Origin of the sequence: Micromonospora sp. NPDC004540 (assembly GCF_040610095.1) — a bacterium.
In the GTDB taxonomy this organism is placed as follows: Bacteria; Actinomycetota; Actinomycetes; order Mycobacteriales; family Micromonosporaceae; genus Micromonospora.
The window spans coordinates 1-17,166 of record NZ_JBEXLR010000046.1 but is presented as its reverse complement, the minus strand read 5'-3'; the positions used below and the strand labels follow the sequence as shown (position 1 = coordinate 17,166).

Below are 17,166 nucleotides of genomic sequence, written 5' to 3'. Positions count from 1 at the left end.
GTCGCGAAAGAAGGTGGCACCGTGAGTGTGAACGCCACTCCCGCCGGCGCGGACGTCGCCGCCGACGAGACCGCCGCCCGGGGAGGCCGGCACGCGGCCGTCCCGACCCAGCGGGCCAACCGCCGGTCCCGCGCCCCGCTGAGTGAGAACAAGCGCGCCGAGCGGCGCCTCGGCTGGCTGCTGTGCGCACCGGCCGCGCTGGTCATGGTGCTGGTCACCGCCTACCCGATCCTCTACTCGGTCTGGCTGTCGCTGCAGCGCTTCGACCTGCGCTTCCCCGACCAGCGCGAGTTCATCGGGCTGGAGAACTACGCGACCGTGCTGACCAACCAGTTCTGGTGGACGGCGTTCGGGGTGACCGCGCTGATCACCGTGGTCACCGTCGCGGTCGAGCTGGTGCTCGGCATGGGCCTGGCGCTGATCATGCACCGGACGCTGGTCGGCCGGGGCATCGTCCGCACCGCGGCACTGATCCCGTACGGCATCGTCACGGTGGTCGCCGCCTTCTCCTGGCGGTACGCCTGGACGCCCGGCACCGGCTACCTGGCCAATCTGTTCGACGGCAGCGCCCCGTTGACCGAGCGCGCCAGCTCCCTGGCGATCATCATGCTGGCCGAGATCTGGAAGACCACCCCGTTCATGGCGCTGCTGCTGATGGCCGGGCTGGCACTGGTGCCGGAGGACCTGCTCAAGGCCGCCTCCACCGACGGCGCGACGGCCTGGCAGCGGTTCACCAAGGTGATGCTGCCGGTGATGAAGCCGGCCATCCTGGTCGCCCTGCTGTTCCGCACCCTGGACGCGTTCCGGGTGTTCGACAACATCTTCGTGCTCACGGCCGGCGGCAACGAGACATCGTCGGTGTCGATGCTCGCCTACAACAACCTCATCCGGGGGTTGAACCTCGGCATCGGCTCCACCATGTCGGTGCTGATCTTCCTCGCCGTGGCGATCATCGCGTTCGTGTTCGTGAAGCTGTTCGGCACCGCTGCCCCCGGCAGCGACGACGGGGAGAGGCGCTGAGATGGCCACCGAAACCACCCCGCGAGCGAAGCTGCGCTGGGGCCTGCTGGACGTCATCGTCGTGGTCTTCGCGCTGGTCCCGGTGCTCTGGATCGCCTCGCTGTCGTTCAAGACCCCGGCCACCCTCACCGACGGCAAGTTCTGGCCCCGGGAGTGGACGCTGGACAACTACCGGACGATCTTCGACACCGACCAGTTCGTCCGGGCCCTGGTCAACTCGATCGGCATCGCGTTGATCGCCACCCTGATCGCCGTGGTGCTGGGCGCGATGGCCGCGTACGCGATCTCCCGGCTGGACTTCCCCGGCAAGAAGCTGCTGGTCGGGGTGTCCCTGCTGATCGCCATGTTCCCGCAGGTGTCGCTGGTGTCGCCGCTGTTCGAGATCGAGCGGCAGCTCGGCCTCTTCGACACCTGGCCGGGGCTGATCCTGCCGTACATCACCTTCGCCCTGCCGCTGGCGATCTACACGCTCTCGGCGTTCTTCAAGCAGATCCCCTGGGACCTGGAGAAGGCGGCGAAGATGGACGGCGCCACCCAGGGCCAGGCGTTCCGGCGGGTGATCGCCCCGCTGGCCGCGCCGGGGCTGTTCACCACGGCGATCCTGGTCTTCATCTTCTGCTGGAACGACTTCCTCTTCGCCATCACGCTCACCTCGACCGAGCGGGCCCGCACGGTCCCGGTGGCGCTGTCGTTCTTCACCGGCGAGTCGCAGTTCGAGGACCCCACCGGGGCGATCTGCGCCGCCGCCGTGGTGATCACCATTCCGATCATCCTGTTCGTGCTCTTCTTCCAGCGCCGCATCGTCTCCGGCCTGACCTCCGGCGCAGTCAAGGGATAGGTGGTGTTGTCATGGCTGACATCGTGCTGGACAAGGTGAGCAAGCGGTTCCCGGACGGGACCACCGCGGTGCGGGACGTCGACCTGGAGATCGCCGACGGCGAGTTCGTGATCCTGGTCGGCCCCTCCGGCTGCGGGAAGTCCACCACCCTGAACATGATCGCCGGGCTGGAGGACATCAGCTCCGGGGAACTGCGCATCGCCGGGGAGCGGGTCAACGACCGGGCGCCCCGGGACCGCGACATCGCCATGGTGTTCCAGTCCTACGCGCTCTACCCGAACATGACCGTGCGGGAGAACATGGCCTTCCCGCTCCGCCTGGCGAAGCTGGACAAGGAGACCATCCACCAGAAGGTGGAGGAGGCGGCGAAGGTCCTGGAGCTGACCCCGCTGCTGGACCGCAAGCCGGCCAACCTCTCCGGCGGGCAGCGGCAGCGGGTGGCCATGGGGCGGGCGATCGTCCGCCAGCCCAAGGCGTTCCTCATGGACGAGCCGCTGTCCAACCTGGACGCGAAGCTGCGGGTGCAGATGCGCACGGTGGTGTCCCGGCTGCAGAAGCAACTCGGCACCACCACGGTCTACGTGACCCACGACCAGACCGAGGCGATGACCCTCGGCGACCGCGTGGTGATCATGCGGGGCGGCGCGGTGCAGCAGGTCGGCCCGCCCCAGGAGCTCTACGACCACCCGCGCAACCTCTTCGTGGCCGGCTTCATCGGCTCACCGTCGATGAACTTCCTGCACGCCGCCGTCGAGGACGGTCACCTGCGCACCGCGCTGGGGGACGTGCCGATCGGGGACCGGGTACGCCGGCAGCTCGACGGCGCCGACGCCCCGCGCGAGCTGATCCTCGGCATCCGCCCCGAGCACTTCGAGGACGCCGCGCTGATCGACGACGACACCCGCCGCCGGGGCCTGGAGTTCGACGCGCCGGTCGACATCGTCGAGTCGATGGGCTCGGACAAGTACGTCTACTTCACCGTCGAGGGAGAGCGGGCCAGCGCCGCCGAGCTGGAGGAACTGGCCGCCGACGCGGGCGCCGCCGACTTCACCGGGGGCGGGTCGAGCCTGGTCACCCGGCTGTCGGCGGAGTCGCCGGTCCGCGAGGGCGAGCCGCGGCGGGTCTGGTTCAACCTCGAGAAGATCCACCTCTTCGACCCGTCCACCGGGCGCAACCTCACCCTGCACGAGGGGCGGGCGTCGGGCGCGCTGGCCGACTGAGCCCGGTGGGCGTTGCGGGGCCGGCGGCGGAAGTCGCCTCCGGCCCCGCGCATCGGCGGATCGGCCGCGTTCGCCGCACCTTTCGCCGGCATGCATATCGCGTCATGGTCCATACACTGTGGAAAGAGGTACCTGGGCCGATCGATGGGAATCTGCGATGGCATCGGCAGGGCAGAGGGACGGCGTCGCGAGGCGCATCATTATTTCGACCTTCAAGATCCTCTTTCCGTCGGCGGCTGAGCGGATTCAGGCCTTCGACGACATCGTGGCCGCAATCAACGGTCTGGACGCCGACAGCCTCGAAGGTCGCGCTCTGCCGCGTCGCCTCGAGGACGCCTCGGACCGGATCGCGGCCCGGCTCAATCGCATCGAGGAAATCGAATTCATCGGGCTCGCCGAATCGGAACGATCGCTGGCGATAACGGGCGTCGAGCAGGCGCTGACGGAGATGCGGCTCTCCGCCGAGGACGTCATCCAGGACGCCATCACGACCGAACAGTTGCGGGTCGCGCTCGAGCCCATTGCCGTGCGCCGCTGGCGATCCGACCAGTTGAGTGAGGACGCCCAGGCGTACGGCCGGGTCTATCTCACCGAGGCCGCCGCGTACATCTGCGCGCTCGTGCACGACCTCCCGGGCTTCGAGAGCAGGGTGGCCTGGGAAACGTATGTGAACACGAAAAAGCTGGAAGCGATACTCGAACGCGGCATCACGGGTGTCGTCCTGCCCAAGTTCCGGCCGGGGCTGCCTCGGGAGGTCAGTCGCTTCGAGGCCGGATACCGCTCCGACATCACCAACACCTACAAATACACCGACCTGTTCGGGCTCAACCTGCCCGTCGAACTCAGGCGTCACCCGGTCGACGTGACGTACATCCGGCTCCGGGCGCTCCCCGACGACCCGGCGGCCGATCTGGCCGGCGCCGCGACCGTCGGTCCCCTGGAGGTGGACCCGAAGGTCGACTCGGCCATCGGTGAGCTGGCGGACATTCGCAAGGGCCAAGGGAAGAGCACGCGGATCCTGCTCACCGGTTCGGCCGGGTCGGGTAAGACCACCATCAGCCAGTGGCTGGCCATCTCCATGGCCCAGCGCAAACTGCCCGAGGCCATGGCTGCCTGGACCGACTGCGTACCTCTGGTCACGCAGCTCAGGTACGCCTTCAAGGCGAATGTCGAACCCGAGTACCAGGACATGATCCGTGCCGCGATGTACCGCGGGTCGACGGTGCCGGGCTCGTGGGTGGTGGACTGCCTGGACCGGGGCGACGCCGTGGCGATCTTCGACGGATTCGACGAGCTGTCCGAACACGACCGGAACCGCGCGCTGGCGTGGATCGACAAACTGATGTCGGAGCATCCGAACGCCCACATCTTCGTCACGTCCCGCCCCGACGTCCTGGACAACCGGTGGTTCCAGCGCCGCGACTTCGTCACCCTCCAGCTCCTCCCGATGAACGACGAGGAGGCCGAGGAGTGCATCGACCGCTGGTTCGACGCGTTGATCAGCGGCACGTCGGACGCCGAGAAGACCGTCGAGTTCCGCCGGCAGCACGCGAAGCTCGTGTACGACTTCCAGAACCGCCCGAACGTCCGCGACCTCAGCGAGACACCGCTGCTGTGCGCGATGCTGTGCGCCTTCTACGCGCACAAACTGTCGGATGCCGCGCCCGAGAGCAGGGCGGAGTTGTACGAGCGGGTGGTGGCCGCTCTCATCTATTTCCGTGATCACGGGAAGGAGGTGGCCGAGACCTCGGCGGTGGGCCTCACCTACAAGCAGAAGCTCCTTCTGCTCCAAGCCATCGCGAAGAGGATGACGGCCAACTCGACCACGACCATCCGGATCGAGCCGTTGCGGGAGCTGCGGAAGCACCACCTGTCCCGGCCGGGCAGCAACGCCCGGCGGGATGTGCTGGCCCCCACGGCGCAGGAGATCGTGGCGGCCCAACTTCGCGGGATGGTCAACACCCACATCGAGCCCCGGGACGCGCTGGTCCATCTCCTCGACCGGAGCGTCGTCTTCTACAAGATCGCGCACAACCAGGCGCAGTTCACCCACCGGTCCATTCAGGAGTTCCTCGCCGGCTGGGCGTACGCGTACGACGAGATCGAATCCCTCGTGGAGCGGGTGACGCGGCCGGACTGGCGTCGCATCATCGTCTTCGCCGCCGGCGCGCCGGTGCAGGAACGTGCCGCTTCGCTGCTGGTCTCCGGGATACTCGACAAGGCGGAGTCGGCCGGGCCCGAGCGGCGCGACGTCCTCCTGCTGGCCGCGGAGTGCATCACCGCGGCCGGGCACGTCGAACCGGCCGTGGCCGCGCGGGCCGAGCGGCTGATCGGGGAGGTTCTTCCGCCGCGGACGCCGGAGGAGGCCCGGTCCCTGTCGGGCATCGGTGAGGAGCTCTTGACCTGGCTCGACGGCCATTCTCAACGGTCACCCGAGGTCATCAGCGCGTGCGTCGCCGCGGCGGCCCGGATCGGTGGCCCGGCAGCGATCAACACCATCTCGCAGTACAGTCACCCGGCCGCCGACCCGGTGGTGGTCGACGCGTTGCTCCGGGCCTGGCACGAGTTCGAGGACGCCGAGACCTACGCGCGGCAGGTCCTTGCCGATCTGGGGCTCCGCGACCACCTGGTGACGGCACGGACGGCAGCGGAGTTGGCCGCGGTCCGGCACGTCCGCGGGGTGCAGGCCCTGTGCATCCGGGTGACCGACGACGTGGCCGACCTGGCGAGCATCAGCGGACTGCCGGACCTGACCGATCTCGACTGCAGCGGGCTGCCCCGGCTGCAGAGCACACGAGGCCTCGGCGACCTGCGTCACCTGCGCCGGATCAACCTCAACGACAAGCCGCATCTCCTGGACATCGAAGACCTGGCCCGACTGCCGCAGCTTGAGGAGCTTCACCTGCGTGGTGCCGTCGCGCTGCCGCCGGAGGAGATCGCCCGCCTCCGCGACGTCGCCTCGCTCCGGATCCTGACTCTCGACGGTTGCCGGCAGCTGTACGACTTCGGGTGGCTGTCGTCGTTGACCGGTCTGCGCACGCTCTCCCTCGACGGGTGCTACGTCTCCGATCTCGACTTCTGCTCCTCGCTGACGCAGCTACGGACGATCCGGATCCGCTCTGAGCCGGGCCTGGACGACGCGCGTCAACTCGCGGCGTGCGGGAACCTGCGCCGCATGATGGTCGGGCTCTCCGCGGGGCGGAGGCCCGCCCTGCCCACCATGGGCCCCAGCCTCCGGGACGTGGAACTGACCGGCTCCGTGTCGGTCGCGGACGTGGCGGCCCTGGCGCCCGCCACCGAGCTGCGCAGGCTCCGGGCCGACGGGGTGCGGGACCTGGTCGACCTGCGGTCGGTTCCTGTGTTCGGCCACCTCACGCACCTGCTGCTGCCGCACTGCCGCAACCTTGTCCGGTCCGGGGCGGCCCTCGACGGCTTCAAAGCGCTGGAGGTCCTCGACCTCAGCGGCTCGACGATCACGGACGTGGACTTCCTGGCCGGTTGCACCAGCCTTCGTCGCCTCTACCTCAACAGCTGTCAGCGGCTCAGCGACGTGAGCGCCCTGGCAGACCTGCCCAGGCTCGAGTATCTCAGCATGGAGGGCGGCGTTCCCGGTGTCACCGAGGACATGGTGGAGGCACTCAAGACCCGGTCGGGCAGGCGGCTCACCGTGAACCACGACCCCTTCCCGGACCCCTTCGAGATCCGGGAGTACATCGGGGCCTGAGGCGGGGCGGTGCTACCAGTCGAGCCGCAACGGCAGCCCGAGGAAGTGGGCGTAGCCGGCGAGGGCCGACTCGACGCCGGCCCGCAGCGTGGCGTCGAACGGCACCAACTGCTGCACGGTCACGGTGACCGCCCGCCTGCCTACGCTCCGCTTCCAGATGCCGACCACCCGGCCGCCGCGCACCACCGTGGCCTGGAAGATCCCGTTGTTGCCGGGGACGACGGCGTTCGCGTGCGCCGGATCGAGCATCAGCGAGCGGTCCTTGTAGCCCAGCAGGTATTCGTCGAAGCCGGGCAGCGTGTGCACGTCGTCGACCGGCGCCCGGGGCGCGTCGAGCAGGGCGGCGTCGACCACGGCCGGCGCCCCGTCCACCTCGACCGGGGCGAGCGCGTCGCCGGCCGCCGCGATGCCGCGGGTGGCGTCGGTGACGGTGAGGCCGGTCCACCGCGCCAGCTCGTGCCGGGTCACCGGGCCGTGGCCGCGGACGAAGCGGAGGGCCAGCAGTCCCAGCGCCTCCTCCCGCTCGGGGCGGTGCGGATCGGGCGCCCACTCGTCCAGCAGCGCGAACGTCTGCTCGGTGCCCACGTGCGGGGCGATGCAGGTGACGCCCTGCTGGCTCGCGTACCAGAGCAGGTGGTAGCCGCGCTGGCCGCCGGTGTCCAGCCCGGCGGCGCGCAGCGTGGCCAGGCACTCCGCGCGGGTGAGCCGGCCCCCGCCCGCGAGGGCCTCGCCCAGCACGTCGGCGGCGCGGTCGGCGTCGGCGTCGGTCAGCCCGAGCTGGACCCGGCGGTTGGCGACGCCGGCCAGCGCCCGGACGCCGGTCACCGCCAGCATCCACCGGGCGTCCCGCGGCGGCACCAGGTGCACGGTGCCCCGCATCGGCCAGGTGCGCAGCGCCTCCCGCCGCTCCAGCGCCGCGCGCACGTCGTCCTGGGTCCGGCCGGGCAGGCGTGCGCCCAGCGACCAGAGACCGCTCGCCGCGTCCTGCGCCTGCATGGCGCCGAACCACTCGACCACCGCGGCCACGCTCTGCGGGCGCGCGGTCGGGTGCGGGCGCAGCAGCAGGCTGGTCATCCGCAGCGCCAGCGCCTCGGCGCCGGTGAGGCGTACGGTCACGTGCCGGCTCCCGTCGTCGGTGGACGGCCAGCATAGGTCGCCGGTACGACGTTCCCGGCGGACGGACGACCGGACGGGCGGGCCGGGGCCCACCCGCCCGGGATGCCGTCGCGTCAGCGGTTGCGGCGTGCCCGCTCCGGCACGTCGGCGTCCACCAGCTCCCGGCGGACCTGCGCGTTGACCGGCTGCTCCTCGACGACCTCGTCCTTGTCCAGCCGGACCCGCTCGACCGGGACCTGCTCCTTGGCGACCACCGGGTGCTCGGCGCGCAGCTCCATCTCGCGCTGCTCCTCGCCGATGCCGGCCCGGACAGCGCCCCGGTCGGCCTCGCTGACCGGCTCGTGGACGACGGTCACCTCGTCGTGCTCGACCGGCACGCTCGTCTGCACGTTCTCGGTGACCACGCGCTTGCTCAGCCGGGCGGTCCCGGCCGGCTCGCTCTCGGTGCCGACCCGCAGGCGCTCCTCGGACCGGACCACTTCCGGCGCGCCCGGCATCCGCTGCGGCGCCGGCCCGGCCTGCTCCCCGAGCTGGTAGTGCAGGAAGAGCTGGGTGAGCTGGTCGGCGCCGAGCGGCTGGTCGGTGCCGGTCTCCACGCTGGGAGCGCTGCGCACCGTCGCCTTGTCGTAGGGCACCTGGAGGCGGCCGTCGGGCTGCATCCGCGCCGCCTGGAGCGGCGCCATCGACTCGTGGTGGCCCATCGCCCCGGTCTTGACGCTGACCCAGGTCGCCTCACCGGCGGGGTCGGCCCAGACCTGGCCCACGCTGCCGATCTTCGCGCCCGCGCGGTCCTGGACGTCCTGCCCGTACAGCGAGCGGACCTGCTGCTCCGTGAGTCGCATGGTTCGTCCTTCCTCTCGTGGGTCACGGCCTGGATCCCCGGCAGAGCCGCAGGCATGCCCACGAATCGGGACGAATAGGAGGAGGAGTAGCAGCGGTGCCGGAAAGGCCCGGCCTCGACGCATAAGCGCGGCAGGAGTGGGGATGCGCCGCCGGCAACCAGTGCGAGGAATGTGAGGTGTGGCTGATGACCGCGTCCAGTGAACCCATGCGGGGCGGCGCCCGAGCCGGCACCGCCCGGCCGGCGGGACCGGCGGGCGGGGCGAAGACCAGTGCCGCAGCCACCTTCTCGCTGGTCTTCGGCGTGGCGGCCCTGCTCAGCGTGCTGACCGCGATCCTGGCCTCGGTGGGGTTGCTGCTGGGGATCATCGGGGTCATCCTGGCCATCTTCGGGCTGCGGATGAGCCGGCGCCCCGGCGTCACCGGGCGCGGGGTGGCCATCGGTGGTCTGGTGCTCAGCGCCCTGGCGGTGCTGCTCGGCCTGGCCCTGGCCGCCGGCATCAGCACGTTCGTCAACAACGAGCAGGCGGTGAACCGGCTGGAGAAGCGGGTGACCGACCTGCGGGACAAGCTCAACGACTGAGCCGGACCGGCACCCCTGATCGCGCTACGCCAGCCACGTTGCCGGCGGAGCGCGATCCCCCGTTCAGGTTCCCGGTGCGGGGCGGCGGCGGTACGCCGGCACCGGTGCGACCAGGATCCCCGGGCGCCCGCACTCGGGGAAGCGGTTTCCATCGGAACTTGCGCAAATCTTGAGCGACGACAAGGTATCGACTCAGCTCAGTCTGCCGTGCATCACGAGCACGTGCATGGCCCGGTAGCCCTCCTCGCCCGACGTTTGACGTGGCAAGCAAGGGGTAGTCGCCGGAGCTGATCCGACACCGAGGAGGAAACGTCTGATGGATGGCCAGGTAAAGGTCGCGGTGATCTACTACAGCGCGACCGGCATCACCTACCAGATGGCGCAGGCGGCGTACGAGGCCGCCGGGGAGGCCGGAGCCGAGGTGCGCCTGCGCAAGGTACGTGAGCTGGCGCCGGACGAGGCGATCCGCTCGAACTCGGGCTGGCAGGCGCACCGGCTGGAGACCCAGGACGTGATGGAGGCGCAGCCGGACGACCTGGCCTGGGCCGACGTCGTGATCATGGGCTCGCCCACCCGCTACGGCATGATCGCCGCCCAGCTCAAGCAGTTCATCGACACCACCGGCCCGCTCTGGGCCAACGGCGCGCTGGCCAACAAGGTCTACAGCGGCTTCACCTCGACGGCCACCTCGCACGGCGGCCAGGAGGCCACGCTGCTCTCGCTGTACACGATCTTCTACCACTGGGGCGGCATCGTGGTGGCTCCCGGCTACACCGACCCCAGCCAGTTCGTCGCCGGCAATCCGTACGGCGCCTCGCACACCAGCAACAACGGCGAGGTCCCCCCGGACCACGTGGCCCTCGGCGCCACCGCGCTGACCGCCAAGCGGGCCGTGCAGATGAGCGCCGCGCTCAAGAAGGGCATGGCCGGCTGACCCTCGACCCGAGGTGACCGGTGGTCGGACGAGGGCTCTCGGCTCGTCCGCACCACCGGTCGCCCTTCGCCCTACCCCCGATCGGCCGGTCCATGCCCGGTCAGCGCCGGATGGGCCAGCAGGTGCCCGAGCAGGTCCGCCAGGACCGCCATGCCGTCCCGGCTGAGCACCGACTCCGGGTGGAACTGCACCCCGGCGAAGCCCGGCCCGCGCAGCGCGTGCACGGCCCCGTCCGCCGGGTCCCGGGACAGCTCGACGGGGCCGTGGCCGGTGGCCACCCGGTCCGCGTCGGCGCGGGCCGTGAAGCTGGAGTAGAAGCCGACCCGGCGGGTCGCGCCGAACACCGGCACGTCCCGCGGCAGCCCCTGGTAGGGCGCGTCGCGGCGGTGCAGGGGCAGGCCCAGCAGCCCGGCCAGGAGCTGGTGGCCGAGGCAGACGGCCAGGGTCGGCCGGCCCGCCGCGAGCAGCCCGGCCAGCAGCGTGCGCATGCCGGCCATCTTCGGCTCGGTGAGGTCGTTCGGGTCACCCGGTCCGGGGCCGACCACCACCAGGTCGTACCCGTCGACCGGGCCGGCGCGGTGCCAGTCCCGCCGGGTCACCGCCAGGCCGAGCGCGCCGAGCTGGTGGGCGAGCATCCCGGTGAAGGTGTCCTCGCCGTCCACGATCAGGGCGCGGCGACCGGCCAGCCCGGGCAGCGCGGTCGCCCCCGGGACGCGCTGGTCCAGCCAGAACCGGGCCAGCGGGGTGTTCCGGGCGGCCAGCGCGGCGCGCACCTCGGGGTCGTCGGCGTACCGGCGCGCGGGCTCGGCGCCACGGGCCGGGGCGTCCGGGCCGAGGCCGAGCGCGGCCAGCACCCCGGCCGCCTTGGCGTGCGTCTCGGCCACCTCGCCCGCGGCCGTGGAGTGCCGGACCAGGGTGGCGCCGACCGGCACCCGCAGCTCACCGGCGGGGGAGAGCTCGGCGGTGCGGATCAGGATCGGCGCGTCCAGGGTCTGCCGGCCCTGCTGGTCGCGGCCGAGCAGGGCGAGCACCCCGGCGTAGTAACGCCGACCGGTCCGCTCGTGCCGGGCGATCACGCGGCAGGCGTTCTCCATGGGGCTGCCGGTGACCGTGGGCGCGAACATGGTCTCCCGCAGCACCTCCCGGACGTCCAGCGAGCCCCGCCCGGCCAGCAGGTACTCGGTGTGCGCCAGGTGCGCCATCTCCTTCAGGTACGGCCCGACCACCTGGCCGCCGTGCTCGGCCACGGTGGCCATCATCTTGAGCTCCTCGTCGAGCACCATGTACAGCTCCTCGACCTCCTTTGGGTCGTGGAGGAAGCGCAGCAGGGCGTCCCGGTCGGCCGCCGCGCCGGTGTGCCGGAAGGTGCCGCTGATCGGGTTCATCATGACCAGGCCGTCGTCCACGCTGACGTGCCGTTCCGGGCTCGCCCCGACCAGGATCCGGGTGCCGGTGTGCACCACGAACGTCCAGTACGCGCCCCGCTCGCGCAGCAGCAGCCGGCGCAGCGCGGCCAGGGCGGCCACCAGCGGCGCGCCCTGCACGGTGGCCCGCAGGGTGCGGTGGATGACGAAGTTGGCGCCCTCGCCCCGGCCGATCTCGTCGCTGAGCACCCGGTCGACGGTGTCCGCGTACTCGGCATCGGAGATGTCGAAGGCGGCGTCCCGGGTCACCACCGGCGCGTCGGGCAGCGCGGCCAGCACCTCGTCGAGCGGTAGCCGCCGGTGCTCGGCGACCGACAGGTATTCCAGCGGCAGGCCGTCGTCCACGCAGGCGAAGCCGCGCTCGGCGATCTGCCGGTAGGGGACCAGGGCCAGCGTGCGCGGCCCGGACGTGCCGTCGGGCAGCGGGATGTCGGCGAGCCGGTCGGCCGTGCGTACCGGACCGGTGAACAGGTCGACGTGGTCGGCGCCCTCGCGGCGGACGAGCGCGAACGGGCCGGGTTCGTGGCCGGCCGCGACGGCGGCGAGCGGGTCGTGCGGGCGGGTCATCGGGTCTCCTCGGTGCGCCGGAGGCCGCCGCTGGGGCGGCCCGGGGTGCCGGGAAGAGACCGGCGGCCGCCTCGTCGGGCGGCCGCGTGGGGAAGCTACGCGCGGGGGTGGGCCGCCGGGTCGGCGGGCCACCAGCAGGACAGGTGCGCGGGCATGGCGATCACTGTACGCGACCGGGCCGGGCCGGGGAACCCGTTCGCCGGGCCGGCGGGCGGATCTTGGCTTCGCCGCCGCCCCCGGCGGGTAGGTTGACCCGCGATGGACATTCTCGCTCTGGACCTGGGCACCTCCTCGGTGCGCGGGCTCGTGCTGGACGCGAACGCCGTCCCGCGCCCCGGCGCGCTGGCCCGCCGGAAGGTGCACCTGGCGACCGGCGACGACGGCAGCGGCACCCTGGACGGCCCCCGCTACCTCGCCTGCCTGGCCGAGTGCCTGGACGAGCTGGCCGCCGGCGGGCATCTGCGCGACGTCGAGCTGGTGGCCACCTCCGCGCAGTGGCACTCGGTGGTACCGCTGGGCGCCGACGGCGCGCCGCTCGGGCCGGTGCTCACCTGGATGGACACCCGGCCGGCGGCCCTCGCCGGCGCCGCCGGCCCGGCCGATCCGGACGCCTTCCACGAGCGCACCGGCGCCTGGTGGCACCGCTGCTACTGGAGCATGCGGCTGCCCTGGCTGCGGGCGCACTGCGGCAGCCCGGTCGCCCGCTTCGGCGGGCTGGTGGAATACGTCCTCGGCGTGCTGCTCGACGAGGCGCCGATGTCCGTGTCGATGGCCTCCGGCACCGGGCTGCTCGACCTGCGCCGGCTGGAGTGGGACCCCGAGGCGTGCGAGCTGGCCGGCGTACGCCCCGAGGACCTGCCGGCGCTGGCCCCGCAGCGGTGGCGGGGCCAGCTCCGCGTCGAGCACGCCCAGCGCTGGCCGCAGCTCGCCGACGCCCGCTGGGCCGCCCCGATCGGCGACGGCGCGGCGTCCAACGTGGGCTCCGGCTGCGTCGACCCGTCCCGCGCGGCGATCACCGTCGGCACCTCCGCCGCGGTACGCCTCGTCCAGCCCGTGCCGGCCGGAGCGGAGCTGCCGCCCCTGCCCGAGCAGCTCTGGCGCTACCGGGTCGACCACGAGCACGTGGTGACCGGGGCGGCGTACTCCAGCGGTGGGAACCTGTTCGCCTGGGCGGCCCGCGAGCTGCGGCTGCCGCCCGGAGCCGAGCTGGAGGCCGCGCTGACCCGGGCCGGCGCGAAGCTGACCCTGCGGGCCAATCCGCGGCTCGGCGGGGACCGGCCGCCCGGCGTCGCCCCGGCCGGCTCCGGCCAGCTGCGCGGCCTGAGCTTCAGCACCACGGCGGTCGACATCCTCGCCGGGCTGATGACCGAGCTGTGCCAGCTGGTGGCCGACGACCTGGCGCTGGTGGAGGCCGGCGCGGGCGAGCCCACCGAGGTGGTGCTCGGCGGCGGCGCGATGGCCGCCTCGGTCTGGTGGCGCGGTGCGTTCGCCGAGGTGCTGGCCCCACGTGCGGTGCGCTACCAGCGCAACCCGGAGATCGGGGCGACCGGGGCCGCGCTGGTGGCGCTCGGCCGGATCGCCGAGGCGGCGCACGTGGGCGGCATCGGCCGGACGGACGACCGGGACGCGCCGAACACCGTAGCCGCCGGCCCGCCGCGCTGACCTTCCTGCTCCCGTGGCTGGCCGGTGCGTTTGACACCGCCCGCCGGCCTGGTTGGATGGACTTCCGCTCCCCGTCCCGGTGGAGCCGAGGGGGACCGAGGAGGAAAGTGTGGGCGCAGGTCCCGACCCGGCTCGTGTAGCGGCGCCGCGCCGGAGTCCGTCCGACGACCGGGTAACGCCGCACCGGCGGCGGCGCTCGCGCTTCCGGTTGCGGGACTGGCGGATGGGCACGAAGCTCGCCACGGTGCTCGTACTGCCCTCGGTGGCGTTCCTCGTGCTCGCCGGGGTGCAGACCCGGGGGCTCGTCGGGCAGACCACCGCGCTGAGCGAGTTCGCGCAGCAGGTCGGCATCGGCCGGCAGATCAGCACCGCGGTGGACCGGCTCCAGCAGGAGCGGGACCGCTCCGCCGGCGAGCTGGCCGGGCTGCGCAAGGCCGGCGGCAGCGCCGACCGGGACGCGGCGGTCGCCGCGCTCAAGCCGCTCCAGGACGCCTCCGACCGGGCGATGGGCGAACTGCGCACCGCGGCCGAGCCCCTCGCCGACGCCGACGCCGCCTGGCGGGTGGCCTACTCGGAGGTGCTGGAGGCGTACGACCAGGTCGTCTACATCCGCGCCGCCGTGGCGCCGGCGGTGCTCTCCAGCGACACCGTGCTGAGCAACTACCACCGGGCCATCGCCGCGCTGCTCAACCTGCTGGCCGAGCCGTCGCCCGGCGAAGACCAGCGGGCCCTGACCAACGCGGTGCTGCGCTACGTGCAGCTCTCGCGGGTCAAGGAGCTGTCGTCGCGGATCCGGGCCGAGCTCTACGCCGCCGCCCGGGCCGGCCGCTACGAGGTGGACGACCAGGTCTCCCTGACCGACCTGCGGGCCCAGCAGCTCACCGCGCTGGGCGCGTTCCGGGTGGCCGCGACCACCGACCAGGTCCGCCGCTACGACCAGACCTCGGTGGACCCGGCGTTCGTCTCGGCCGCCCGGCTGGAGGAGCAGACCCTGCCCAGCGGGGCCGCCGAGCCGGCGCTGCTGCCGGCGACGCAGTGGTGGGCGGCCAGCGAGCAGCGGCAGGAGCTGCTCCGCCAGCTCGAGCGCGAGGTCCTCGACGACGCCGTACGCCAGGCCGACGACGCCAGCGCCCGGCAGTTGCGGGACACCCTGCTGGTGGTCGGCGGCATCGTCGGCGTGCTTCTGGTGGCCGTGCTGATCTCGCTGCTGGTCGGCCGGTCGGTGGCCCGGTCGATGCGGCAGCTGCGCGGCCAGGCGCTGCGGATCGCGCAGGTGGAGCTTCCGCACACCCTCGACCGGCTGCGCGCGGTGGACCGCCCGGTGAGCGCGATCGACGTGCCGCCGGCGGTGGTCGACTCGCAGGACGAGATCGGTGAGCTGGCCGAGGCGTTCGTGGCGGTGCACCGCAGCGCCGTCGACGTCGCGGTCGAGCAGGCGATGATGCGGCGCAACGTCAACGCCATGTTCGTCAACCTGGCCCGGCGCAGCCAGGTGCTGGTCGAGCGGCAGCTCGAACTCCTCGACGAGCTGGAACGCGAGGAGAGCGACCCGGAGCAGCTGGAGAACCTGTTCAAGCTCGACCACCTCGCCGCCCGCATGCGCCGCAACGACGAGAGCCTGCTGGTGCTCGCCGGCACCGAGTCCAGCCGGCGGTGGAACCGGCCGGTCGGCCTCGGCGCGGTGCTGCTGGCGGCCAGCGCCGAGATCGAGCAGTACCAGCGGGTACGCCACGACTCCCGGTCCGACCTGCACGTGGTCGGGCACGCGGTGGGCGACCTGGTGCACCTCTTCGCCGAGCTGCTGGAGAACGCCACCGCCTTCTCCCGGCCGGACACCGTGGTGCGGGTCATCGCCGGGGCCGACGGCACGGGCGCGTACGTGGAGATCGTCGACCAGGGGCTCGGGATGAGCCCCGCCGCGCTGGCCGAGGCGAACGCGGTGCTGGCCGAGCCGCCGGCGGCCGACGTGGCCGCCTCCGAGCGGATGGGCCTGTTCGTGGTGAGCCACCTGGGCGCCCGGCACGGCGTGCAGGTGCGGTTGCGGGGCGGCCACGAGGGCCTGGTGTCCCGGGTCCGGATCCCGGCCGAGCTGCTGGCCGCCGCGCCCCCGCCCGGGCTGGAGGAGCCCGCCGCGCCGCGGATGCTGACCAGCCAGGTGGCCGCCGCGTCCCGCCTGACGCCCGGCGCCGGCCCGCTCCGGGCGGCGACCACCGAGCTGCCGGTGGCCGGACGACGCCCGCTGGCGCCGCCGGCGGCGCTGCCGGTGTCGCCGTTGACGGGGCTCCCGCTCGGCGCGGCGCCGCCCGCGGCGGAGGCATCGCCGCCCGGGCTGGGCGGGGCGGCCGTGCCGAGGCCGCGTCCGGTGCCCGGCCGGGCCGAGGACGTTCTCGCCCCGGCGGCCGGGTCGCCGGCCGGCGGTGGCTGGTTCAGCCGCCAGGGCCCGTCGTCGGCGGTGCTCGGCGTGACACCGCCGCCCGCCGCAACGCCGGTCACCGGAGGCACCAACGAGCGGGGCCTGCCGGTACGCGTACCGATGGCCCAGCTCACCGCGGTCACCCAGCCCGCCGGCCCGAACCGCTCAGCCCGTCAGGAGCCGGACCCGGAGTCGGTCGGCGGCATGCTGTCCCGCTACTACAGCGGGGTGCGGCGGGCGGAGGCCGAGGAGACCACCGAGATCTACCTGCCGGGCGATGAAGGAGGACGACGACAGTGACGACGTTGAGCCAGGAGGCACGGGACCTGAGCTGGCTGGTGAACGCGTTCGCGGAGCGGGTGCCGGGGGTGGCGCACGCCGTGGTGGTCTCCTCCGACGGGCTACTCGTGGCGATCTCCGCGCACCTGCCCCGCGACCACGCGGACAAGCTCGCCGCGGTGACCTCGGGGCTGATGAGCATCACGGCCGGCGCGGCCCAGATGTTCGACGGCGACGTCGTGAAGCAGACCGTGGTCGAGATGGGCCGGGGCTACTTCCTGGTCATGCAGATCCGGGACGGCTCGATCCTGGCCACGCTGGCCGGGGCGGACGCCGACATCGGTGTGGTCGGCTACGAGATGGCCCGGTTGGCCAAGCAGGCCGGCGAGATGCTCACCCCGGCGCTGCGGGCGGAACTCCAGCAGGCGCTGCCCCGCTGAGCCGGGGCGAGGCCCGGGCCGCGCGAGGCGCGCCCGGACCGCCCTGTCACGGGCGGGTTCCGGGGGAAACGGGGCGGGTAAGGAGCGCGGGGCGGAATAGACCACG

Annotated in this window: 12 protein-coding genes; 9 read left to right on the top strand and 3 right to left on the bottom strand. The window is 72.7% G+C overall.

Translation table 11 applies throughout. The features are described from left to right. The first annotated feature begins 21 nt into the window (after positions 1-21). The 4 genes from ABZV78_RS17155 (at position 22) to ABZV78_RS17140 (ending at position 6,802) form a co-directional block, all read left to right on the top strand. On the top strand, positions 22-1,020 hold the full coding sequence (locus ABZV78_RS17155; protein WP_355639565.1) for a sugar ABC transporter permease: 999 nt from the start codon (positions 22-24) through the stop codon (positions 1,018-1,020). 1 nt (position 1,021) lies between these two features. Beyond that, positions 1,022-1,858, top strand: coding sequence for a carbohydrate ABC transporter permease (locus ABZV78_RS17150; protein WP_355639563.1), 837 nt, complete (start codon positions 1,022-1,024; stop codon positions 1,856-1,858). An 11-nt stretch (positions 1,859-1,869) separates the two neighbouring features. Continuing rightward, the gene (gene ugpC, locus ABZV78_RS17145; protein WP_355639561.1) at positions 1,870-3,078 is read left to right on the top strand and encodes a sn-glycerol-3-phosphate ABC transporter ATP-binding protein UgpC; all 1,209 of its coding nucleotides are present in this window, start codon (positions 1,870-1,872) and stop codon (positions 3,076-3,078) included. A 265-nt stretch (positions 3,079-3,343) separates the two neighbouring features. After that, entirely contained in the window at positions 3,344-6,802 is a 3,459-nt protein-coding gene (locus tag ABZV78_RS17140) for a leucine-rich repeat domain-containing protein (RefSeq protein WP_355639560.1), read from the top strand. A gap of 12 nt (positions 6,803-6,814) precedes the next feature. Here ABZV78_RS17140 and ABZV78_RS17135 read toward each other — a convergent pair whose 3' ends face one another. Together ABZV78_RS17135 and ABZV78_RS17130 are read right to left on the bottom strand one after the other, a co-directional pair. Next, positions 6,815-7,918: a winged helix DNA-binding domain-containing protein gene (locus tag ABZV78_RS17135; RefSeq protein ID WP_355639558.1), complete on the bottom strand. Its 1,104-nt coding sequence runs from the start codon at positions 7,916-7,918 to the stop codon at positions 6,815-6,817. A 113-nt stretch (positions 7,919-8,031) separates the two neighbouring features. Further along, positions 8,032-8,760, bottom strand: coding sequence for a YsnF/AvaK domain-containing protein (locus ABZV78_RS17130; protein ID WP_355639556.1), 729 nt, complete (start codon positions 8,758-8,760; stop codon positions 8,032-8,034). Between the two features lie 185 nt (positions 8,761-8,945). On the opposite strand from ABZV78_RS17130, the gene ABZV78_RS17125 reads away from it, so the two are divergent. Both ABZV78_RS17125 and wrbA read left to right on the top strand, forming a co-directional pair. Then, the gene (locus ABZV78_RS17125; protein WP_355639554.1) at positions 8,946-9,341 is read left to right on the top strand and encodes a hypothetical protein; all 396 of its coding nucleotides are present in this window, start codon (positions 8,946-8,948) and stop codon (positions 9,339-9,341) included. Positions 9,342-9,657: 316 nt separating this feature from the next. Beyond that, positions 9,658-10,275, top strand: a complete 618-nt coding sequence (gene wrbA, locus ABZV78_RS17120; RefSeq protein ID WP_355639552.1) for an NAD(P)H:quinone oxidoreductase — start codon at positions 9,658-9,660, stop codon at positions 10,273-10,275. A gap of 71 nt (positions 10,276-10,346) precedes the next feature. Here the strand turns inward: wrbA and ABZV78_RS17115 are convergent, their stop codons facing one another. After that, positions 10,347-12,266 carry a chorismate-binding protein gene (locus tag ABZV78_RS17115; protein WP_355639551.1) on the bottom strand — a complete coding sequence of 640 codons (1,920 nt, stop codon included), beginning with the start codon at positions 12,264-12,266 and terminating at the stop codon, positions 10,347-10,349. A gap of 258 nt (positions 12,267-12,524) precedes the next feature. Between ABZV78_RS17115 and ABZV78_RS17110 the strand changes: the two genes are divergently transcribed. The 3 genes from ABZV78_RS17110 (at position 12,525) to ABZV78_RS17100 (ending at position 17,060) form a co-directional block, all read left to right on the top strand. After that, the gene (locus ABZV78_RS17110) at positions 12,525-13,928 is read left to right on the top strand and encodes an FGGY family carbohydrate kinase (RefSeq protein WP_355639549.1); all 1,404 of its coding nucleotides are present in this window, start codon (positions 12,525-12,527) and stop codon (positions 13,926-13,928) included. 223 nt (positions 13,929-14,151) lie between these two features. Next, positions 14,152-16,641 (top strand): nitrate- and nitrite sensing domain-containing protein, encoded by a 2,490-nt coding sequence (locus ABZV78_RS17105; protein ID WP_355639548.1) that lies wholly within the window; start codon positions 14,152-14,154, stop codon positions 16,639-16,641. Positions 16,642-16,646: 5 nt separating this feature from the next. Continuing rightward, the gene (locus ABZV78_RS17100) at positions 16,647-17,060 is read left to right on the top strand and encodes a roadblock/LC7 domain-containing protein (RefSeq protein ID WP_196806755.1); all 414 of its coding nucleotides are present in this window, start codon (positions 16,647-16,649) and stop codon (positions 17,058-17,060) included. The last annotated feature ends 106 nt before the right edge of the window (positions 17,061-17,166 follow it).